The sequence below is a fragment of the Agreia sp. PsM10 genome (genome assembly GCF_030433855.1).
Classification (GTDB): domain Bacteria; phylum Actinomycetota; class Actinomycetes; order Actinomycetales; family Microbacteriaceae; genus Agreia.
Genome location: NZ_JARUXC010000012.1, coordinates 35,144 through 55,459 on the forward strand (window position 1 = coordinate 35,144; position 20,316 = coordinate 55,459).

A 20,316-nucleotide genomic window follows, 5' to 3' on the forward strand; every position below is an offset into this window, starting at 1 on the left:
CGGAGTGCTGCGGTCGGAACCCGCCTCCGGTTGCATATAGGTTGTTTCCATGGTCACTCAGAGGGCGCTGTCCACAGTGCACGTTCGGGCGCCGGGCAAGATCAACGTCTTCCTCAAGGTGGGGGCGGTCATGGATGACGGCTACCACGACGTCGCCACGGCCTACCAGGCCGTCTCGCTCTACGAAAACGTGCGCGCGAGCATCGCCGACGACTTCTCCGTGACCTTCGGCGGCAGCATCGACTGCTCCGGCCTCGAGGTCGACGGCACGAACCTCGCGATCCGTGCGGCGCGCATGCTGGCGCGCAAGGCGGGCTACCGGGGAGGCGTGCACCTCGAGATCGAGAAGAACGTTCCGATCGCGGGTGGCATGGGCGGCGGGTCCGCCGACGCGGCCGCCACGCTCGTCGCCTGCGACACGCTGTGGGGCACCGACCTCGGACGCGACGAGCTGCTCGCCCTGGCATCCCGTCTCGGCGCCGACGTTCCGTTCGCCCTCACCGGCGGAACCGCGATCGGCACCGGCCGTGGAGACCAGCTGAGCCCCGCGCTGGCCAAGGGGTCGTTCCACTGGGTGCTCGTGCTCGCCGACTTCGGATCGAGCACGCCCGAGGTCTATCGCGAACTCGACAGGCATCGCGACCGCCACGCGCAGGACATCTTTCCGGCGCAGACGCAGCCCACCGTCGACACCGCCGTGCTGCAGGCGCTGCGTTCAGGCGATGCCCTCGTGCTGGCCGACGCCCTCTACAACGACCTGCAGGCTCCGGCGTTGCACCTCAACCCCGCGCTCACGGGCATCCTCGAACTCGGAGAGGCGAACGGCGCCCTCGCCGGGCTGGTCTCGGGTTCAGGCCCGACGGTGGCGTTCCTGGCCGAGAACCTCGACGCCGCCCTCGAGCTGCAGATCGCATTGAGCGCTGCGCGGCACCGCGTCGTGCGCGTCACCGGGCCCGTGCACGGCGCCCGTGTCGTATCGGACTAGACAACACAACGACCGCTCCTCGAAAGGCGTCATGAGACTCACGACAACCGACGGAATCGTGGTCGAGGGAGTACGGCGCTCGTTCGGCAGCGTGCACGCCGTCACCGACATCAGTTTCGAGGCGAGACCGGGAACAGTCACTGCTCTGGTCGGTCCCAATGGCTCCGGCAAGACCACCCTGCTGCTGATGCTCGCGACCCTGCTCGCGCCCGACGAAGGCTCCATCCGCATCGCCGGGCACGATCCCGTCGTCGATCCACTGGCGGTCAGGGCGGTCATGGGGTGGATGCCGGACACGCTCGGCTCCTGGGCGTCCCTGACGGTGCGCACCACACTCCAGCTCACCGCGCGCATGTATGGCCGCGACGTGGCGCAGGCCGCGGCCAGGGCCGACGAGCTCATCGACCTGGTCGAACTGTGGGAGCTTGCCGACAGGCCGACGAGGGTGCTCTCGCGTGGGCAGAAGCAGAAGCTCAGCCTCGCGAGAGCACTGGTGCACGACCCTTCGGTGCTGTTGCTCGATGAGCCCGCATCCGGCCTCGATCCGGCCGCGCGCATCGAGCTGCGCATCCTCGTGCGTCGGCTCGCGGCCGAGGGCAGAACGATCCTCGTTTCGAGTCACGTGCTCGCGGAGCTCGACGAACTCGCCGACACGGCGATCTATGTCGAGCGAGGCGCGTCCATCAGCGCCGAGCGCGTCGCCAGAGCCACGTCGAGCTCGCGGCCGTGGCGCATCCGGGCACTGGAGCCGACCTCGATCGTGCCGGCGCTCATTGCCGCCGGCATAGCGGCCGAGGCGATCGGCGCCGATGGATCAGGGATACTCGTCTCGGTCGACACGGAACAGCGTGCCGCCGCCCTTCTCGGTGCGCTCGTGTCGGCGGGCGTCGAGGTCACCTCGTTCAGCCCGGCGACAGGCGACCTGGAGCACACCTTCCTCGACCTGCAAGCGAGACCGGCCGAGCCCGGCGACGGGATACGACTGTGAAGCTGTGGGCGGGGATCGGCGTGATCGTGGGCCTCGAACTGCGCCAGCGCGTGCGCGGCGTGGCCTGGTACGTGCTGCTGGGCGTCTTCGTCGTGCTCATCGGAATCGTCACGGTGCTCGTCGGATTGGCGACGGCCAGCTTCGGCGGAGAAGACAGTGGCGGTTGGCTGTACTCGCTCATCATCTATTTCGTCTTGATGCTCGGCACCCTGATCGCCCCGGCACTGAGCGGCAACGCCATCAACGGGGAACGCGAGGCGGGCACCCTGGCCACCATGCAGGTCACCCTCGTCTCGGCGACCCAGATCGTGCTGGGCAAATTTCTCGCCGCCTGGATCGCAACCCTGGCGTTTCTGGTGGCCTCCTCACCCTTCCTCGTCGTGGCCGCCGCCCTGGGAGGCCTCTCGGTCGGTACCGTGCTCGTCTCGCTGCTCGTTCTCGCCGTCGAGCTCGGAGTGATCGCCGCCATCGGCGTCGGTCTGTCGGCGATACTCGGCCGGCCCCTGTTCTCGATCGTCGTCAGCTATCTCGCCGTGGCCGCGTTGAGCCTCGGCACGCTGATCGCCTTCGGCCTGGGAGGGGTCGCCATTCAGTCGGAGGTCAGGGCCACCACGGTGCAGTCGATCTACGAGGACGGCAGCGATTCCTACACCTGCGGTCCTCCGACGGTCTCCACCTATTCCGCACCCCGATTCGACCTCTTCTGGCCCATCCTCTCGGCGAACCCCTACGTCGTGCTGGCCGATGCCACGCCGCCGCAGTTCAGCGAGTACGGCAGCCCGACCGATCTGTTCACCGGAGTCGCATCTCTCGTTCGTGCGGTTCAGGTGCCTCCCGACCTGAGCCCGGATTTCGACTACTGCAGTTCGGCGACGTTCGAGCCGGGACCGACCCAGGAGGAGACGTACGGGAAGACAGTGCCGTCGTGGTTCGTCGGCCTGCTGCTGCATCTCGTTCTGGCAGCCGGCGCGCTGCTCTGGGGAATCGCACGCACGAAGACGCCCGCTCGTAGACTCGCCGTCGGCAGCAGGGTCGCGTAAACGGGCGTGGCGTTCCCTGAGCCTGTCGAAGGCCGGGCTACGACGCGGGGTAGCTGCTCAGTTCGAGGATGTCATGGCCGGCAAGGGCGGCCCGTCCTCCGAGGTCGTCGAGGGCGATGACCACGCCGATGCCCGCCACGATCCAGCCGGCGCGCTCGGCGAGTTTCACGACGGCTGCGAGCGTGCCACCGGTGGCGAGAAGGTCGTCGAGGATCACGACGCGCGAACCCTTCGGCAGCACATCCGGCTGCACCTGCAGCGTGGCCGTGCCGTACTCCAGGGCGTAGTCCTCGCTCAGCAGCTCACCGGGCAGCTTGCCCGCCTTGCGAACCGAGACCATGCCCACCTCGCGGGCGTAGGCCATGGCCGCCGCGATGCCGAACCCGCGCGCCTCGATGCCGAGCACGGCATCCACCTGCCCCCAGTCGTGCGAGGCGAACGCGTCGACGACCGAGGCGAACGCCCGGCCGTTCGCATAGACCGACGTGACGTCGCGGAAGAGGATCCCCTCGCTGGGGAAGTCTCGCACGGTGAGCAGGTGGGCGTCGATGAGTTCGGCTGTTGTTTCGTCGGGCATGCAATCACGCTACCGGCGCCCGGACCGGCCCCACGACGAAACGCGCGACCCGGGCGCGATAAGTTGGAGTGATGACCGACTCTCCCTCTCTCGGCGACGAGACACTGGCGCTGCTGCGCGACCTCATCCGCAGCGCGTGCGTGAACGACGGAACCTACGCATCCGGCCAGGAGAAGCGGAACACCGACGTTCTGCGTCGCTTCTTCGAGGGCGTCGACGTCGACCCTGTGGTCGTCGAATCGGCGCCCGGACGAGCAACCCTCGTCGTGCGCATCCCCGGAACAGACCCGACAGCCCCGTCGCTCGCGCTCGTCGGGCACATCGACGTGGTTCCCGTGATGCATGGGGGCTGGAGTCACGACCCGTTCGCCGCCGACATCATCGGCGACGAGCTCTGGGGCCGCGGAACACTCGACATGCTCTATCTGACGGCCGCCTACGCCGTCGCGACCCGCGCCGTCGCATCCGAGGGGCGTGCGTTGAGCGGTGACCTCGTCTTCGTCGCCGTCGCCGACGAGGAGGGCGGCAGCCGCCTCGGCATCGAGTGGCTCATGCAGCATCACCCCGAACTCATCGACGCCGACTACGTGCTCACGGAGTCGGGCGGAATCCCTGTCGGCGGATCCTCCGACGCCCCGCACTCCGTGACCGTCACGGTGGGGGAGAAGGGGCTGGCCCGTCGCCGTCTGCTGATCCGGGGCATACCCGGACACGGTTCGGCGCCCTGGGGATCGTCGAATGCCGGTGTCATCGCTGCCGAGGCCGTCACCCGGCTGACCCGCTTCGCTCCGCGCGCCGTCATCGGCGACTACTGGCCGCGCTACGTCGACGCGCTCGAGCTCGACCCCGACGTGTCGCGCAGGCTCACCTCCGTCGCCGAGATCCTCGGAGCGCTGCCGGAGCTCGGCGAACTGGCCGGATACGCGCACGCCACGACGCACACGACCATCTCGCCCAACGTGATCCGCGCGGGCGACGCCATCAACGTCATCCCTGGCGAGGCGAGCATCGACCTCGACATCAGGCAGCTGCCCGGGATCTCGCCCGAGGAGGTCGACGCCTACGTCACGAGCGCCCTCGGAGACCTGATGCGGCACATCGAGATCGTCGACATCGTGGGGGCGTCGTTCAGCCCCGCCAACGTGTCGCCGATGGATACTCCGCTGTTCGAGGTGCTGACCGACGTGATCGACGAGGCGTACCCCGGGGCCGTGCCCCTGCCGATCATCGCTGCCGGCGGATCGGACGCGCGCTTCTACCGCGCGAAGGGGCGGCGGGCCTACGGCTTCTCGGTGCTGTCGAAGCGCTGGGACTACGGCCGGTTCCGGCACCTCATCCACGGCAATGACGAGCACATCGACCTCGAATCGATCGCCCTCACGGCTCGGGCGATCGACTCCGTCGTCAGGCGCTTTCTGGGCTGACCGGCAGGGCGGCCGCCGGATGGCGGGTAACCTCGACAGGTGGCCCATCTACTGGGAGCGGAATCGCTCCATCTCGAATATCCGACGCGCGTCATCTTCGACTCCGTGACCATCGGTCTCAACGAAGGCGATCGCGTGGGGATCGTCGGTCGCAACGGAGACGGCAAGTCGACCCTGCTCAGACTGCTCGCAGGTCGAATCGAACCCGACGGCGGGCGTGTGACGCGCCGCAACGGCATCACCCTCGCGATGCTCGACCAGTCCGACGACCTCGACGGCGACCTCACCGTGAAAGAGACGATCGTCGGCGACATCGACGAGCACGTCTGGGCCGGCGATCCGATCATCCGCGACGTGATCTCGGGACTCGCCTCGGACATCCCCTGGGACGTGCTCGTCTCGAGCCTGTCGGGCGGCCAGCGCCGACGCATCGCGCTGGCGAAGCTGCTCATCGGCGACCACGACGTGATCTTCCTCGACGAGCCCACCAACCACCTCGATGTGGAGGGCATCGCCTGGCTCGCTCAGCACCTGCGCAAGCGCTGGGCCACGAACTCCGGCGGACTCATGGTCGTGACACACGACCGGTGGTTCCTCGACGAGATCTGCACGGCGACCTGGGAGGTGCACGACCGGCTGATCGAGCCGTTCGAGGGGGGCTACGCGGCCTACATCCTGCAGCGCGTCGAGCGCGACCGCATGGCGGCCACCAGCGAGGCCAAGCGCCAGAACCTCATGAAGAAAGAACTCGCCTGGCTGCGCCGCGGCGCCCCCGCGCGCACGGCCAAGCCGAAGTTCCGCATCGACGCGGCGAACGCCCTCATCGAGGACGAGCCGCCCGTGCGCGACAAGGTCTCGCTGGCGGCGATGGCCATGCAGCGCCTCGGCAAAGACGTGGTCGACCTCGAGAACATCTCCGTGGAGTACGACAACGGCAAGAAAGTGCTGCACGACGTCACCTGGCGCATCACGCCCGGCGAGCGCACGGGCATCCTGGGTGTGAACGGAGCGGGCAAGAGCACGCTTCTGAGCCTCGTCTCGGGCACCCTGCTGCCCACCTCGGGCAAGGTCAAGCGCGGCAAGACCATCCGGGTGGCGACGCTCACGCAGCAGCTCTTCGAGCTCGAGGACATCTGGAACGACCGCGTCAGCGAGGTCATCGGGCGGCAGAAGAGCTCGTATGTCTCCGGCGGAAAAGAGATGACCCCCGGCCAGCTGCTCGAGCGCGTCGGATTCACCAGCGCCCAGTTGTCGACCCCGGTCAAAGACCTCTCGGGTGGGCAGAAGCGCCGCCTGCAGCTGCTGCTGATCATCCTCGACGAGCCCAACGTGCTGATCCTCGACGAGCCCACGAACGACCTCGACACCGACATGCTCGCGGCCATCGAAGACCTTCTCGACTCCTACGCCGGAACGCTCCTCGTCGTGAGCCACGACCGGTACCTGCTCGAGCGAGTCACCGACAACCAGTACGCCGTGATGAACGGCGGGTTCACACACCTTCCCCGCGGAGTGGAGCAGTACCTCGAACTGCGACTCGCGCAGCAGAAGGAACAGGCGCGCATCGCCGCCGGTGGGTCCGCGACGGCACCGGCCAAGAAGACCGGGCTGCAGGGCGCCGAGCTGCGCAATGCGCAGAAAGAGCTCGCCGCGGCCGGTCGCAAGATGGAGAAGCTGGGCAACCAGATCGCCGAGATGGACGCGAAATTCGCGCAGCACGACCAGAGCGACTACGCGGGCCTCGGAGAGATGCAGCAGAAAGTCCAGGCCCTGCGCGAGCAGATGGACACCGTCGAACTGCGCTGGCTGGAGCTGACGGAACTTCTCGACGGCTGATCACTCGTAGGATTGTCGTCGTGTCTAAAGTCTTGAGCAGTCTTCCGGTCGGCGAACGAGTCGGCATCGCATTCTCCGGTGGTCTCGATACCTCCGTTGCCGTCGCGTGGATGCGCGAGAAGGGTGCGGTTCCCTGCACCTATACCGCCGACATCGGCCAGTACGACGAGCCCGACATCGACAAGGTGCCCGCACGCGCTCTCGAGTACGGGGCCGAGGTCGCACGCATCGTCGATGCGAAGTCCGCCCTGGTCGAGGAAGGCCTCGTGGCCCTCGCGTGCGGCGCGTTCCACATCCGCTCGGGTGGCAAGACCTACTTCAACACCACGCCCCTCGGTCGCGTCGCGACGGGCACGCTGCTCGTTCGTGCCATGAAGGAGGACGGCGTCGACATCTGGGGCGACGGCTCCACCTACAAGGGCAACGACATCGAGCGGTTCTACCGCTACGGCCTGCTCGCCAACCCTCGCCTGCGCATCTACAAGCCGTGGCTCGACTCGCAGTTCGTCGGCGAGCTCGGTGGCCGTAAAGAGATGAGCGAGTGGCTCGTCGCTCGCGGGTTCCCCTATCGCGACTCGGTGGAGAAGGCCTACAGCACCGACGCCAACATCTGGGGCGCCACCCACGAGGCCAAGAAGCTCGAGGAGCTGAGCGCCAATATCGAGATCGTCGAACCCATCATGGGCGTCGCGTTCTGGCGCGACGACGTCGAGATCGCCTCAGAGGTCGTGACCGTGCGCTTCGAGGCCGGTCGCCCCGTCGCCATCAACGGAGTCGAATACCCCGATCCCGTGGCCCTCGTTCTCGAGGCGAACGCCATCGGAGGCCGTCACGGGCTCGGCATGAGCGACCAGATCGAGAACCGCATCATCGAGGCGAAGAGCCGCGGCATCTACGAGGCACCGGGCATGGCGCTGCTGCACATCGCCTACGAGCGACTGCTCAACGCGGTGCACAACGAAGACACCATCGCGAACTACCACTCCGAGGGCCGCCGTCTCGGCCGTCTCATGTACGAGGGTCGCTGGCTCGACCCGCAGTCGCTCATGCTGCGCGAATCCATCGTGCGCTGGGTCGGCTCGGCCGTCACCGGCGAGGTCACCGTGCGCCTGCGCCGCGGTGACGACTACACGATCCTCGACACCGCGGGCCCCAGCCTCAGCTACCACCCCGACAAGCTCTCGATGGAGCGCGTCGGCGATGCAGCCTTCGGCCCCGACGACCGTATCGGCCAGCTCACCATGCGCAACCTCGACATCGCGGATTCGCGTGCTCGTCTCGAGCAGTACGCCGCCGCCGGCCTCGTCGGAGGTGCGACGGCTGAGCTCGTCGGACAGCTCGAACAGGGCGAGTCGACCGAGATCTTCGATGCTGTCGAGGAGTCGGAGGGCGGCGAGGCACTGGATCGTGCCACCGACCTCGCCTCCGAGGGCGCGGCGTTCGACTCGGGAACCGACTAGCGCTTAGTCGGTCAGGCTGCGCCGAGAAGTCGTGGATCCGTCGGGTCCTCGACGAAGTCACCGACAATCCATTGGGCTGTCGCGTTGATTCGCGTATTGACCGCCTCGACGCGGTGAGACAACAGGAGCAGTCCGGGGAACATGCCTCGACTGTTCTGACGCTCCTTCGCCGTGCGGGCCTCTCCCGTTCGCGATGCCGTGGCCAACCCCCTCTTCTCCAGCTGTGCAGCAACACGGTTGAGTTCGTCACGTAGACACGCCTGGTCGTTCTCCGGAAGGCTCGTGAACTTCTCGACGAGCCGCTTCGCGCTGGCATCGGCCAACGAGACGACCGCTATGCGGATCGCCTTTCTTCGCCCTTTCGCGGCCTGGTCGACCTTCTTCGTTTGGCGGGGATCACGTAACCGCCTCGTCAGACGCGCCACGCAGGCACAACTACTCACGATGAGAGCGATGAACGCGACGATCACTGCGGCCTGGGGGATGCCGATGTCCTGTTGGTACAGCCAGAACACGAGGGCGACGATCGGGATGCCGAACCCGGGGATCACCCACGCCAGCCCGTCTCTTGGCGGGATGTGGCGAGCGTAGGGAAGCCATCGCAGCGGCTGTGAGACAGCGGCCACGGTCAAGCAAATCGAAGACAGCGTCATCATCCACGGTCGCCATTCGACAGGGATCGAGACGCCGGTTCGTCCAGGGCCGGCAAACGTGAGCCCGACCGAAATGGCGACGGAGACGAGGACGACCGCACTGAGAACGCCGACGAGCCGGTCGACCGCCGGGCGGATCGACCACATCGCCTGGTACGGGGTATCGAGGTTCACGCGAGTCTTCATCGCACCTCGCTCGAATCGATCGAGCTCCTCGTCGACGATCGCGGCGTAGGCCGGAACAGTGTTGATGATCAGCTCATCGAGGACATGCCGAGAACGTCGATACGACCGTGTGCTCACGTGAGCCGCCCATTCCGAGGCGGGCGACGACGTCACATGGGAATCACGGTGCATTGAATCATCTTACGAACGGTGCGCCATCGGAAGACGATTGTGCACCGGTCGGGTGGCAAGATGTCTTCAAGGATGCGCTGATGTGCTTATCTGGCTCGATGACCACCAACCGCAAGGAACTGACATGACGAGACGCAGCGCGGTATCCCGATGGCTGTTCGCCCCGGTATCCGTGCTCGTGCTCGGTCTCGTCGGCTGCGCATCCGAACCGCCGGTGCCCACGGGCGACGAACTCTTCAAACAGGCCAAACAGCACTACTTCGAGTACCGCACGGTGACGAATGACATCCAGGCTCTGATCCACGAGGGACCGTGGGAAGCCGATATCGGCTCCTACGGTATGCAGCCGTCTGGGGCGGGATGCGATGACGACTCCTACGCTTTCGACTTCACGCGCACAACGCGCCTGCCTGAGGAGGGGCAGGAGGAGTTGGGTTCCCGCGTGCTCGACTACCTCGACAAGAACGGGTACGAGGTCGAAGGCCAGGAACTCGGGTCGGGGAGGTCGCAATCGCTCGATCTGATCGTGCGGAAGCAGGCACCTTTCTCGCAGCTCATGGTCACGCTCATCGGCAATGGATCCGTGCTGGTGACGGCCAAAACAGCGTGCTGGCCAGGAGACGAGGACGAGCTCAGCGAACTCATGTTCGGTGATGTCAACCTATCCCAGGGCTACCTGCCAGATCAGGAGTCACCGACGGATCCGCTGTTTTTCGGCGTGACACCCGGCAAGCCTGCGTTCATGTCAGAGACAGCCGGATAGAGGCCGACGATAGCGTGTATCCCCACGGCTTGAGCCAGATGGTGATGGGTCGAAGGATGACTGCGCCGTGGTAAGTGAGGACGGGGTTGCCATAACGGGTGGCGACACCGTGCCAGTGCCTAGGAGGAAAGCGCTGTTTCACGACTCGGCTTTCCCTGCTTCGGGTAGGGGCCACCACCCAGTAAAGGCTCCACCACCTCATAGAGCTGAAACTCGCCCAAAGCTTTCTCACTCATGCGGAGCGGGACCTGACCCTGGTAGAGCCCTTTATTGATGAGCACGGCGAGTACTCCATTTCGTTGGTTTCTCAACCGTTTCTGAACCTTCGGATCGACAGTCCCCGGCACATCGATCGTCTTCACGGCGTCTTGTATCTGCCCAAGCGCCTGTTTGTATTTCGGCATGAGCTCACCGAGGTAGGCGTTGACGGCCGGCTGCACATCGGCGAGGTCCGTTCTCAGAGCACGAGCTGCTCCGGCGTGGCGGACGAGCGCCAGAATTCCGAATCCAACCACGACGAGGGCGCTCACCATCAGTATTGTCAAAGGCGCCCCCACCTCTGGGTCTGAAACCTGCGACGCAACGTAAAGGTTGAACGCGAGCGTAAGCGCGGTCACGACAGCTGCGCCCATTGCCCAATGCGTCATAACTCCAACCCACACGCGATCTCTCAGAGTCGAAAGCACCTTGATAATGCAGAGTGCCGCGGTGAGGGCCAGCAACACCGCGGCTGTCGACACAGTGGTCATATAGTCATACGATCCTCGAAGGCTTATGCCCCAGGCGACTGCTGGCAGCGCGACAATCATGAACGACACCAACGAGAGCAGGAAGTGCTCTGACTGGCGCACGTCCTGGTTTTGTCTCGCTAGAACGGGTGCCATCAATCGACGCCCATCGTGGCGTTGCTCGATCCCCCGCGCAACGGGAGCAAACTCCCCAACGACTCGCCGTATCGAGGACTGTACGTCGTGATAATCCTTGAACAATTCGGCTTCCAGACGAGCCAGCCCGTTGACCGTCAGGTCTTCAGCTCGAAGATTTCGTGCCCAGTCATCGACGTCCGCCATGTGTCTCCTTCGTAACATGCAGACAATAATGCACTTAGTTGACTCTAACGAGGCGGGGCATCCGAGGCCGAACTGGCCCTCACCTTGCCGATGGAGCGGGTCGGCGACTCTGCTTTCGGCCCCGACGACCGCATCGGGTAGCTCACCATGTGCAGCCTCGACATCGCCGATTCGCGTGTGCGGCTCGAGCCGTATGCCGCCGCGGGCCTTGTCGGCGGCGCGACGGCCGAGCTCGTCGGCCAGCTCGAACAGGGCGAGTCGACCGAGATCTTCGACGAGGCCGAGGGATCTGACGGCGACGACGCACTCGACCGGGCCACAGCCCTCGCATGCGAGGGCGCGGCGTTCGACTCGGGAACGGACTAGCAGGAACCAGCGGTTCGGCGCGTCAGGGAGTCAGCGCGAAGACCGTCGCGCAGCCCAGCGGTTCGACACTCGACGAGGTGCCGTCGAGGGGCAGGGCCGCCGCGCACACGCGCACGAGTCCCTGCGCGCCCACGATGGTGCCCCCGCTGAATCCATGATCGCCCCCAGACAGAGGGCTCACCGACAGCGCGCCATCCGAGGTCGAGCCGGCCCTGACCGTCGTCGTCGAGATGCGGCCGGCCGCATCCGTCACCGTGATGCGCACGTCATTGGATGCGCGCACCGAGCTGGGGTCGATCGCCCAGCCCTCGGCGACGATACGCCCGCGCACCACCGTCACGTTCTCGAGTGCACCCTCGGTGATAGCCCCGCGGGTCGGATCGCCGAACCATTCGGAGTAGAAGCGCCAGAAGTTCAGGTTGCCATAGGCGCCGCACGGGTCGTCGGGGCTGCCCGCGACGGTGGCGGGGTTCGGCTGGTAGGGCGTGTAGTAGTACAGCGCGGCCGTGGCGATGTTCTTCAGGGTCACGTCGGCGCTGCCGCAGGATGCATCGGGGTTGTAGGCGATCGGGCTCGGCTCGCCGATGGGGCGGCCCGTGAAGAACTCGCTCGTTCCCGGAGGGTTCGCGTAGCGCTTCAGCTGCCACGCCGCCCAGTAGACCTGGTTGTAGAAGCCGGAGTACTCCACATCGCACGCGGCCGTGTCGGGGCACGCGTAGCCCGTGGCGAATGAGAAGTCGCCGGTCGTCGGGGCGGGATTGCGCACCAGCGACTGCTCCTTCTGCAGCAGAACGAGAAGAGCCTTCTGGCTGATGCCGCAGGCGATTCCGACCTTGGCGATGATCTCGGCGCCGGTCTCGGACTCGCGGCCCCTGTAGGCCCCGCACACGTCGTCGCCCGCACGGGTGACGGTCTTCTGCGTGTAGTCCGCAAGGCACACGATGCCCGGGGCGCACGCGGGCACCTGCTCGTCGAGGAAGGCCTGCACCTCGTCGGCGTCGAGTGCGCCGCCGTCGTAGAAGAGCTCGTCACTGATGATGAAGCCGGCGTCGAAGGCCGGGGGAGTCGCCGCCTCGACCAGTCGTGCGGCCGTGTCGGCGAAGACCGTGGCCGGTGTCCCTGCGATGGATGCGGCATCCGCCCGCGCATCGGCAGCAGCGCCGGCCGGGTTCGCCGGAACGCCGGTCGCCAGGAGCACGAGCGTCAGGAGGGCAGACGTGAGCACGCCGAATCGACGAAGAATAAGGCGCTCCACCTAGTCGAAGTCGACGCTGAGTTTGCGCAGAAGCGACGCGATGCGCTCCTGGTCGGATTTGCTGAGGCGGCCGAGCAGCTCGCCTTCGGCTGTGACGAGCGCGGTGATGGCGCCGTCGACGCGGTCTCTGCCCTCGTCGGTCATCGACACGAGGATTCCCCGGCCGTCGTGCGGGTCTGTGCGGCGCTCGACCAGGCCGCGCCGCGACATCCGATCGATGCGGTTCGTCATGGTGCCCGATGAGACGAGGGTCTGCTCGAGCAGCGCCTTCGGGCTGAGCTGGTGCGGCTCGCCGGCGCGGCGGAGGGCCGAGAGCACGTCGAACTCCCACGACTCGAGCTCGCTGGTGGCGAAGGCCGTGCGCCGCGTGCGCTCGAGGTGCCGAGACAGCCGCCAGACCCGGGAGAGCACCTTCAGGGGAGCGAAGTCGAGATCGGGTCGCTCGCGCTCCCACGCGTCGACGATTCCGTCGACGGAATCCCGGGGAGTCGCATCTGCCACGCATCCATTATGTGGGGCCGGGGCCGTCGGCACCGTTCGTGTCTGGCAGAATTGGCGAATGCGTGCTCCTCGGAGTGCGCGGTCCGCCTTGGTGTAATGGCAGCACGACAGCCTTTGGAGCTGTTAGGTCTAGGTTCGAGTCCTGGAGGCGGAGCCGCTCCGGTATCAGCCACCGAACCATCGAAGAACGGCCCCTCTGCAATGCAGAGGGGCCGTTCTTGCTGGGGAGCCTGGTGTCGCTCTCGGGTTATGCGCGCCTGCGCCGAGCCCCGGTGAACAGGATGACGCCGGCGGCAGCAGCAAGTACGCCGAGACCGACCAGCAGCACGCCCTCGAAACCCGTCGACGCGAGGGAGCCGTTCGACGATGACGGGGTGCCGGAGGTCGTCGTGCCGTTCGACGGAGTCCCCGCCGTCGGGGTCGTCGTCGGGTCGGTGGTGGGGATGACCGTCGAGGTGACCGTCACGCTGATGCTCGCCTGTCCCGTCACTCCATCGGCGTTGGTGGCCCGGTAGTCGACATCGGCCACGACGCCGGTGAACCCGGTCCCAGGCGTGAAGACGATCTCGCCGTCGACCACCTCGAAGGTGCCGCCGGCGACCGTGACGGTCGTCGCAGGGTTGCCGTCAGCATCCAGAAGCGTCAGGGTCGACGGATCGAGTGCCGGTTCGCCCGGGAGTCCATCGTTGGCGAGCACGTCGATCGTGACCGCGGTGCCTGCGGTGGTCGTGGCGGTGTCGTCGACCAGGGTGGTCGGTTCGGTCGGAACGGCGATGGAGTTCTGGGTGATGGTTCCGGTGAGCTGCCAGGCCGGCTTCTCCGGTCCCGGGTACGCCTGGACGACGTACAGCTCATTCGCGGCCGGGGCGTTGTATGTCCAGGATGCTCCGTCTGCCGCGAGTACGAAGTTGGCGTCTCCCAGCACGTTGGTGACGAGTTCGCCTCGGCCGCCGATCAGCGGGTTCGGGGTGCTCTGTCCGACGATCACATCGGGAAGCGTGAGGGTCTGGAAGCGGGCGTGAACCTGGAAGAGCTTGTCGAACTCTGCGGCGATCAGGCCGAGCGGGCTGAGATCGAAGAGGCGGTTTCCTTCCACGGAGATGCCATCGAGTACCGGCAGATTGGTGAGTCCGGTCAGGTCGGAGATTTCGTTGTTATCGGCGTTGATGCTCTCGAGCTTCGGCAGACCGGACAGCGGCGACAGATCGGTGATGTTGTTTCCGCTCACGTCGACTCCGACCAGCGCGAGGAGGCCGCTCAGCGGGGACAGGTCGACGATCTCGTTATCCATGACCGCGATCGACTTGAGGTTCGATAGCGAAGCAACGGGGCCGAGGTCGACGAGGTCGTTGTCGTAGAGGTACAGCATGGTCAGATTCGTCAACGTGCTCAACGGGCTGATGTCGGAGATCTGGTTGCCGTAGGCGCCGACGATGGTCAGAGTCGTCATATTCGACAGCGGGCTGAGGTCGGTGATCTGGTTTCCGCCGACATTGAGCGAGGTCAGAATCGGGAGCATCGAGACTTTTGTCAGGTCAGAGATGCTGTTGTCGGCGAGAGTGAGGTTGTCGAGTGACGTGAAGTTCTCGATACCGCCGAGGTTCGTGATGCCCATGCCGGAGCAGTTGAGTCCCGTCAGGGACGCGGCCTGCGTGGTCGACACCGGAGCAGTAGCTGACTGGCCGAGCCACTGATTGGCGCACGCCTGCAATGCCGGGTCGGCGAACGTGACATCGGCGGCGTTCGCCGGCGCAGCCATGAACAGCGACCCGACGATGGTCGCTGAGAGAATCACCGCGGATGCGATGGAACGTGATCGTTTCACTTGGGGTCTCTTTCGATTGGGTGCGGCGCTACGCCGCTGACGGTCTTCACCGGAGAGAGCGCGGCGGTGCCGCTTTATGACGCGTGAATATTCGTCAATTCCTGCGAGTGCCCTCTCTCGCCACCGTCTGCATGCGCCAATCCCCATTTATGACGCATGCTCGTATATAAGAATTTCTCAGTTATAACAGTCAGACGGGTCCATTTACAACATCGCATCGAGGATTTCTCGGACTCGGGGTGTCTTCGTCGATTTGTGGGAAATAGTCACTGGATGGCGTCACGAATCGGGCTGGAGCACGTCTTACTCCATCGGATGCCGGCTGCCCCATCAGCCGGCATCCCGCTGCAGTTCGACGACCAGAGTTCGCCTCCGCCGAAAGGAATCCCTATGACCGACTACTCCGCCATCGCGGCGCGCCTCACCTCGCCCGACCAGATGCTCGCACTGTGCGACGAGCCGAAGGTCTTCGGGGCGAAGAAACAGGCGCAGGCCGCATACGAGCTCTGGAGTCGGGCGGACGAGCGATTCGTCGGCGCCTATGCGGGCCTTCGCGCGCCCGGTGGATCGGGTACCGGATTCGTCATCAGGCTGTTCTGGGACCCGTCACGGACCACGCCCGACCTCGATGCCATCCGCATGGCCATCGCATCCGAGTTGCCCGTCGGCATGACGCGTGCTGACGAGAAGGCGACCTACAAGGGCCGAGACAAGAAGCAGGGGGTCTTCTTCACGTGGCAGGGCATGTCGTCACGCCCCCTGAGCGCCTGGTTCATGGAGCGATTCGGCGTATACGCCTGTGCCACGCAGCTGTTCGACGAATCCGACCTGACGCAGGACGTCGCGGTGGTGGCCGTGTCGGGCGGGGTGGATCATCTCTGGACCCTGACGGCGCCACGGTGAACGTCGACGTTGCGCCGTCTGGAATCTTTCCGGGGGCCGTTTTCGTCCGTCGCATCATGGATCGAGTCCCGGGGCATCTCTCTCGACGTGACGAACCTGAGTCGAGTCGACGGCGCATGAACAGCGACCATCGTCGCCAACTGCGCGCGCTGTTCGGGCGCGTCAGCGATGAGGCGCACGCAGAGCTCGTGGTGCTCGCGGAGTCTGCAGCGCGAGCGGGGCGGCGGAACAACACGACGGCCGAGCGCGAGCTGCTCGCCGAGTTCGAGCGGTCCTTAGCCCAGGCCTGTCTCGCTATCTGAGTTTTCGTCACAAGCGCTGATGTGGAACGTCTCCCTCTGTGACGGTGCAACGGACAAGCAAACGAGGGAACGAGATTACACCTATGGGCGCAGCAAGGGAACCACGTCGGCGCTCTGGGCCCGCTCAGTACTCCACGCAATCCGACAACGAGCTGGTCGTCGCAACGAGGGAAGGTGATCGCTCTGCCTACGCCGAACTGTGGCGGCGTCACTCTCGAGCAGCGATCAGTGTCGCCCGGTCGTATACCTCGTTCGACGCCGACGACGTGGTGGCCGAAGCCTTCGCCAACATCTACACGACGATCGGAAGAGGGGGAGGGCCCACCGGTGGATTCCGGCCTTATCTGTTCACAACGGTGCGCAATGTGGCGGCCCAATGGGGCCGCGCCGCGAACACTCTGAACGTCGAAGACATCGAGACCATCGGCGACATGTCGAATGAGGCCGACACCCTCGACCGTCTGGAGAAGAGCCTGGCGGCCACCGCCTTCAGGTCTCTGCCCAATTCGTGGCAGGAGGTGCTCTGGTACTCCGAGGTCGAGTCGCTGACTCCACGACAGATCGCTCCGCTGCTGGGGCTGTCGCCGAATTCCGTGTCCGCGCTTGCCATGCGTGCTCGAGAGGGTCTGCGGGTGGCGTGGGTGAAGGCGCACCTGTCATCCGCGAGCGCGGACCCCGAATGCTCGTGGACGATCGAGAGACTTCCCGCGTGGTCGCGAGGTGGGGTCACGCAGCGGACGAAGACGCGAATCGACGCGCACCTCGAGTCGTGTGTCGATTGCCGGGCCGCGGCGGACGAGGCGGAGCACATGAACGGACGTCTGGCCGTGATCCTGCTCCCTTTGGCGGCCGGTGTGGCCGGCGCCGCTGCTTACATCAGGACGGTCGGATCGAACTCGCCGATGGCGCCCGTCGCGATCGCGACAGTCGGTGGCGTCTCCGTGTCGGGTACCGGCATCGCGGTCGTCGCCGGGCTGCTTGCCGCAGCGCTGGTCGTCGCCGTCTGTCTGGTTCCTTCCTCCGGGGGAACAGCTGTCGCAGGCACGGAGAGGCTTCACGCGCCCGCGCAGGTTCCGACATCGTCGGCCCCACCCGAGGGCACGGGCTCGACCGAGCCCGCTCCACCGATGATGACGACATCCCCGGATGCGGATGACAGCCTGGATCCCGCCGCCGTTCCGCCGGCAGCCGGCATGCAGGCCGAACCGGCGGAGGCCACGTCTGCTCCTGCCGAGGACCCGCAGGCCAGCGTTCTCGACGCGCCGAGCATCGAGTCCTCGAGCCGGCCCATGATCGTCTATCCCGCCGTGCACGGCACGGCCGCACCTCACGCCGTCGTCGCTCTTGCTGCGAACGGAGTTGCCGACGAGTGGACGACCACGGCCGATGCGGCGGGATCATGGGAGGCCGAACTGACCGGACTGACTCCGGGCACCTGGTCGGTGACCGCGTCGCAGAGCGTGACCGATACGTCCGACGTGCGACATTCCGAGCGTTCGAGGGAGGTTGTCGTCGAACTCCTGGATGCGCCCCAGGCCGTGAACGGCGCGGTCAGCTCGTCACCCCACGACGGATCGATCTCAGGCGAGGCCGGCGCGTCTTACGTATATACGCTCGTTCTCGCTACGGGGCAGATCGCTGAAAGCATCCTGATTCTGGATGCCGACGGCAACGGATGGGTTCCCATTCCGAGAGACGACGAGGTCGAGTCCATCGCGGTCCACTACGTCTTCGGCGACTGGCGAGGCCCGATCAACGTGATCGTGCCTCCTTTTCGCTGACTCTTCACCAACCGAAGGGAACACGAATGGGAATCGGTCTGACCATGCTGCTCGCCTGGCTGAGCGTGAACCTGCTCCCGAACGCACGGATCGCGACCAGCCCCGACTTCCCGACCCTCGGTGACGAAGCGCGCGACCTCGCCGTCGGAGCGGTCCAGATCGCCACCTCGCAGGGGCGGTGGAACGATCCCGAGACTCGCAGCATCCAGGAGTCGACGTCGCTTCGCTCGAGGATGATTCAGATGTGGGGACTGACCGACCGCGAGACCTGGCTCGAGACGTTTCGTGAACTGCCGAGCCTGAAGAAAAAAGCCCTCGGCTCGGTCGTGCTGCCGGGGCACGAGACGATCGCGTCGGTGCGCGGGTACGCGCACGGGCAGCAGATCGCCGTCGCGACCTGGGGCGTCGCGCTCGGCTTCGCGACGCTCCGAGAGGTCAGTGCGCAGGCGAGGAAAGACTTCGATTCGAACCCCCACGGCCTGATCGCGTATGGACAGCTCTTCGAGGCGAAGCGGGGAAACTCCGGGCCCTGGAGTCAGCTGGGATGGTGACCTCGCCGGTCGCCGGAGCCGAATCCCGGCCCTCCTGGAGACGCTTTGTTCGCATTCAGGGGCTCTCGGGAAGCGGACTCGGCCAGCTCATCGGGGGCGTCGTCTACGCAGGCGCCACCGTCACCGCCGTGGGAATCGGTCTGCCCATTTTTCTGCCGCAATATGCCGCGCTGATCACGTCGGCGGGTGTGCCGCTGCTCGTCGTCCTCTTCGCGATCCTGACGGCATTCGTGGTGAGGTCGATGCGGCGCGGCGTTCTGCTGCAGTCGTGGTCGGAGAGTCGGGGGATGCGGTACGTGCATCAGCGGCGGAGTCGACATCGCAGCGCCTGGCCCGGCTCCCCGTTTCCGCACTCGGGCGGGTATTTCGTGCGACACCACGTGATCGGTACCGACATTGAGACCGGGCGGTTCCGGTCGCTGCCCGACGACTCCGGCTACCACTCGGCGGGTCTTCTCAACTCGTTCACCTTCGTCAGATTCGCCCTGCCGACATCGGTGCCGCATCTCGTGGTCACGAGCAACCGTTCGTCCGCACTCAGCGCGGCCGGGCTCGCGATCTCGGGTGGACGTGTTCTTCGCGGCAGTCTCGAGTTCGACTCGTCCTTCACCCTCCACTGCCCGGCCGACTACGAGCGCGACGCGCTGTACATCTTCACACCGGACCTTCTCGCGCTGATGCTCGACGCCGCCCCCGGGTGCGATCTCGAGCTCATCGACGACATGGCCTACCTCTACGTGTCCCGCGAACCGAAGCTGTGGGTCGGCCCGGTGGCAGACGAGCTGTTGGCCGTCGTCGCGCTTCTTCGGCGCAAATTGGACCGACAGACCCGGCGATACACCGATGTTCGACTCACGGAGAAGATCGTGTCGCCGGGTGCGCCGAGGGTCGCGGTCGAAGGCCTTCGGCTCGCCAATCGCAGGAGCATGCGAAGCCGTGCCATCGCCGCCGCCTTGGCGCTCCCCGGGATGCTGCTGGCTGCGTCACTCGTCGCTCAGGCGCTCGGCTGGATCTCGATCTGATCTGTGAAAAAAACTTCACTTCGCCTCACAAAGTGGCGTCACGAAAGAGGGCAGGGCACGTCTTCCTAACGTCCCCAATGACCTGAATCCTAGAGAGCAGCCTCGTCATGACCTCGGCCCCCCTCACCCGCACGCTCATCACCGGCCTGGCCGCCACCCTGTCGGCCGCTGCCCTCCTCACCGGCTGCAGCGCGATCTCCGACCTCGTACCGCAGAATGCCACGCGCGACGGTGAGACCGGCGTTGTCACCGAGGCCGGCGACACCAGCGTCTTCACCCTTCGCGAGGGCGATTGCATCAACGACGTCGCCGAGATGGTCTCCGATGTCCCGACAGTTCCCTGCGACCAGCTGCACGACTGGGAGGTCTACAGGAACGTGACCATGACCGATACGGACTTTCCCGGAGACGAGGCCATTGCCGCGTTCGCCGACGAACAGTGCAATGCCGAGTTCGGTACGTTCATCGGAGTCGCCTACGAGTCATCCGTGTATGAGAACAACTACTACGTGCCCAACGCCGACTCATGGGAGCAGCTCGGCGACAGGATAGTGAGCTGCCTCGTGGGAGATCCGGCTGGCCAGGTCACCGGTTCATTGCGCGGAATCGGAGCCTGATCGCCGTGACCTCTTTCCGCCAGGCTCACTCTCTCTCCAG

At 65.8% G+C, this 20,316-nt stretch carries 19 protein-coding genes, 1 tRNA gene and 1 pseudogene; 15 read left to right on the forward strand and 6 right to left on the reverse strand.

Going from position 1 to position 20,316, the window contains the following annotated elements:
• The first annotated feature begins 49 nt into the window (after nt 1-49).
• Genes QCD70_RS14350 through QCD70_RS14360 form a run of 3 tightly spaced genes read left to right on the forward strand, consistent with a single transcriptional unit; the run spans nt 50 to nt 3,013 of the window.
• Entirely contained in the window at nt 50-985 is a 936-nt protein-coding gene (locus QCD70_RS14350; RefSeq protein ID WP_301217428.1) for a 4-(cytidine 5'-diphospho)-2-C-methyl-D-erythritol kinase, read from the forward strand.
• 31 nt (nt 986-1,016) lie between these two features.
• Nucleotides 1,017-1,973, forward strand: a complete 957-nt coding sequence (locus QCD70_RS14355; RefSeq protein ID WP_301217430.1) for an ABC transporter ATP-binding protein — start codon at nt 1,017-1,019, stop codon at nt 1,971-1,973.
• Nucleotides 1,970-3,013, forward strand: a complete 1,044-nt coding sequence (locus QCD70_RS14360; RefSeq protein WP_301217432.1) for an ABC transporter permease — start codon at nt 1,970-1,972, stop codon at nt 3,011-3,013. The genes QCD70_RS14355 and QCD70_RS14360 overlap by 4 nt, the downstream gene beginning before the upstream one ends.
• Nucleotides 3,014-3,050: 37 nt before the next feature.
• Here QCD70_RS14360 and QCD70_RS14365 read toward each other — a convergent pair whose 3' ends face one another.
• On the reverse strand, nt 3,051-3,590 hold the full coding sequence (locus tag QCD70_RS14365) for an adenine phosphoribosyltransferase (protein ID WP_301217434.1): 540 nt from the start codon (nt 3,588-3,590) through the stop codon (nt 3,051-3,053).
• 71 nt (nt 3,591-3,661) lie between these two features.
• On the opposite strand from QCD70_RS14365, the gene QCD70_RS14370 reads away from it, so the two are divergent.
• The 3 genes from QCD70_RS14370 to argG are packed head-to-tail and all read left to right on the forward strand — an operon-like array spanning nt 3,662 to nt 8,310.
• Nucleotides 3,662-5,014 (forward strand): M20/M25/M40 family metallo-hydrolase, encoded by a 1,353-nt coding sequence (locus QCD70_RS14370; protein WP_301217436.1) that lies wholly within the window; start codon nt 3,662-3,664, stop codon nt 5,012-5,014.
• A 39-nt stretch (nt 5,015-5,053) separates the two neighbouring features.
• A complete protein-coding gene (locus QCD70_RS14375; protein ID WP_301217439.1) occupies nt 5,054-6,850 on the forward strand; it encodes an ABC-F family ATP-binding cassette domain-containing protein in 1,797 nt (598 codons plus the stop codon).
• A gap of 20 nt (nt 6,851-6,870) precedes the next feature.
• Nucleotides 6,871-8,310 (forward strand): argininosuccinate synthase, encoded by a 1,440-nt coding sequence (gene argG / locus QCD70_RS14380; RefSeq protein ID WP_301217441.1) that lies wholly within the window; start codon nt 6,871-6,873, stop codon nt 8,308-8,310.
• Nucleotides 8,311-8,321: 11 nt separating this feature from the next.
• On the opposite strand, the gene QCD70_RS14385 is transcribed toward argG, so the two are convergent.
• Nucleotides 8,322-9,320 carry a hypothetical protein gene (locus QCD70_RS14385; RefSeq protein ID WP_301217443.1) on the reverse strand — a complete coding sequence of 333 codons (999 nt, stop codon included), beginning with the start codon at nt 9,318-9,320 and terminating at the stop codon, nt 8,322-8,324.
• Between the two features lie 82 nt (nt 9,321-9,402).
• On the opposite strand from QCD70_RS14385, the gene QCD70_RS14390 reads away from it, so the two are divergent.
• Nucleotides 9,403-10,083 (forward strand): hypothetical protein, encoded by a 681-nt coding sequence (locus tag QCD70_RS14390; RefSeq protein WP_301217445.1) that lies wholly within the window; start codon nt 9,403-9,405, stop codon nt 10,081-10,083.
• 119 nt (nt 10,084-10,202) lie between these two features.
• Here the strand turns inward: QCD70_RS14390 and QCD70_RS14395 are convergent, their stop codons facing one another.
• Nucleotides 10,203-11,153 carry a hypothetical protein gene (locus QCD70_RS14395; RefSeq protein WP_301217447.1) on the reverse strand — a complete coding sequence of 317 codons (951 nt, stop codon included), beginning with the start codon at nt 11,151-11,153 and terminating at the stop codon, nt 10,203-10,205.
• Nucleotides 11,154-11,237: 84 nt separating this feature from the next.
• Here QCD70_RS14395 and QCD70_RS14400 point away from each other — a divergent pair.
• A pseudogene (locus QCD70_RS14400) lies at nt 11,238-11,519 on the forward strand (argininosuccinate synthase); the annotation flags it as partial.
• Between the two features lie 22 nt (nt 11,520-11,541).
• On the opposite strand, the gene QCD70_RS14405 reads toward QCD70_RS14400, so the two are convergent.
• Together QCD70_RS14405 and QCD70_RS14410 are read right to left on the reverse strand one after the other, a co-directional pair.
• Entirely contained in the window at nt 11,542-12,774 is a 1,233-nt protein-coding gene (locus QCD70_RS14405; protein WP_301217449.1) for a hypothetical protein, read from the reverse strand.
• The gene (locus QCD70_RS14410; RefSeq protein WP_055930391.1) at nt 12,775-13,275 is read right to left on the reverse strand and encodes a MarR family winged helix-turn-helix transcriptional regulator; all 501 of its coding nucleotides are present in this window, start codon (nt 13,273-13,275) and stop codon (nt 12,775-12,777) included.
• Nucleotides 13,276-13,357: 82 nt separating this feature from the next.
• Between QCD70_RS14410 and QCD70_RS14415 the strand changes: the two genes are divergently transcribed.
• Nucleotides 13,358-13,429, forward strand: a tRNA-Gln gene (locus tag QCD70_RS14415).
• 93 nt (nt 13,430-13,522) lie between these two features.
• Here QCD70_RS14415 and QCD70_RS14420 read toward each other — a convergent pair.
• Nucleotides 13,523-15,100 carry a leucine-rich repeat domain-containing protein gene (locus QCD70_RS14420; RefSeq protein ID WP_301217452.1) on the reverse strand — a complete coding sequence of 526 codons (1,578 nt, stop codon included), beginning with the start codon at nt 15,098-15,100 and terminating at the stop codon, nt 13,523-13,525.
• A gap of 390 nt (nt 15,101-15,490) precedes the next feature.
• Between QCD70_RS14420 and QCD70_RS14425 the strand changes: the two genes are divergently transcribed.
• From QCD70_RS14425 to QCD70_RS14450, 6 genes are all read left to right on the forward strand, one after another.
• The gene (locus QCD70_RS14425) at nt 15,491-16,003 is read left to right on the forward strand and encodes a hypothetical protein (protein ID WP_301217454.1); all 513 of its coding nucleotides are present in this window, start codon (nt 15,491-15,493) and stop codon (nt 16,001-16,003) included.
• A gap of 116 nt (nt 16,004-16,119) precedes the next feature.
• Nucleotides 16,120-16,305, forward strand: coding sequence for a hypothetical protein (locus QCD70_RS14430; RefSeq protein ID WP_301217456.1), 186 nt, complete (start codon nt 16,120-16,122; stop codon nt 16,303-16,305).
• Nucleotides 16,306-16,388: 83 nt separating this feature from the next.
• Nucleotides 16,389-18,086, forward strand: a complete 1,698-nt coding sequence (locus QCD70_RS14435) for a sigma-70 family RNA polymerase sigma factor (RefSeq protein WP_301217458.1) — start codon at nt 16,389-16,391, stop codon at nt 18,084-18,086.
• A 26-nt stretch (nt 18,087-18,112) separates the two neighbouring features.
• Nucleotides 18,113-18,637, forward strand: a complete 525-nt coding sequence (locus QCD70_RS14440) for a hypothetical protein (protein ID WP_301217460.1) — start codon at nt 18,113-18,115, stop codon at nt 18,635-18,637.
• Nucleotides 18,631-19,659: a hypothetical protein gene (locus QCD70_RS14445; RefSeq protein ID WP_301217462.1), complete on the forward strand. Its 1,029-nt coding sequence runs from the start codon at nt 18,631-18,633 to the stop codon at nt 19,657-19,659. The genes QCD70_RS14440 and QCD70_RS14445 overlap by 7 nt, the downstream gene beginning before the upstream one ends.
• 107 nt (nt 19,660-19,766) lie before the next feature.
• The gene (locus tag QCD70_RS14450; protein WP_301217464.1) at nt 19,767-20,276 is read left to right on the forward strand and encodes a septum formation family protein; all 510 of its coding nucleotides are present in this window, start codon (nt 19,767-19,769) and stop codon (nt 20,274-20,276) included.
• The last annotated feature ends 40 nt before the right edge of the window (nt 20,277-20,316 follow it).

Bases quoted from the DNA above. Each gene is read 5' to 3' on its own strand.
- QCD70_RS14440 (WP_301217460.1), top strand. From the start codon at position 18,113: ATGGGAATCGGTCTGACCATGCTGCTCGCCTGGCTGAGCGTGAACCTG.
- QCD70_RS14445 (WP_301217462.1), top strand. From the start codon at position 18,631: ATGGTGACCTCGCCGGTCGCCGGAGCCGAATCCCGGCCCTCCTGGAGA.
- QCD70_RS14350 (WP_301217428.1), top strand. From the start codon at position 50: ATGGTCACTCAGAGGGCGCTGTCCACAGTGCACGTTCGGGCGCCGGGC.
- QCD70_RS14370 (WP_301217436.1), top strand. From the start codon at position 3,662: ATGACCGACTCTCCCTCTCTCGGCGACGAGACACTGGCGCTGCTGCGC.
- QCD70_RS14395 (WP_301217447.1), bottom strand. From the start codon at position 11,153: ATGGCGGACGTCGATGACTGGGCACGAAATCTTCGAGCTGAAGACCTG.
- QCD70_RS14450 (WP_301217464.1), top strand. From the start codon at position 19,767: ATGACCTCGGCCCCCCTCACCCGCACGCTCATCACCGGCCTGGCCGCC.
- QCD70_RS14435 (WP_301217458.1), top strand. From the start codon at position 16,389: ATGGGCGCAGCAAGGGAACCACGTCGGCGCTCTGGGCCCGCTCAGTAC.
- QCD70_RS14355 (WP_301217430.1), top strand. From the start codon at position 1,017: ATGAGACTCACGACAACCGACGGAATCGTGGTCGAGGGAGTACGGCGC.
- QCD70_RS14430 (WP_301217456.1), top strand. From the start codon at position 16,120: ATGAACAGCGACCATCGTCGCCAACTGCGCGCGCTGTTCGGGCGCGTC.
- QCD70_RS14425 (WP_301217454.1), top strand. From the start codon at position 15,491: ATGACCGACTACTCCGCCATCGCGGCGCGCCTCACCTCGCCCGACCAG.
- QCD70_RS14385 (WP_301217443.1), bottom strand. From the start codon at position 9,320: ATGCACCGTGATTCCCATGTGACGTCGTCGCCCGCCTCGGAATGGGCG.
- QCD70_RS14365 (WP_301217434.1), bottom strand. From the start codon at position 3,590: ATGCCCGACGAAACAACAGCCGAACTCATCGACGCCCACCTGCTCACC.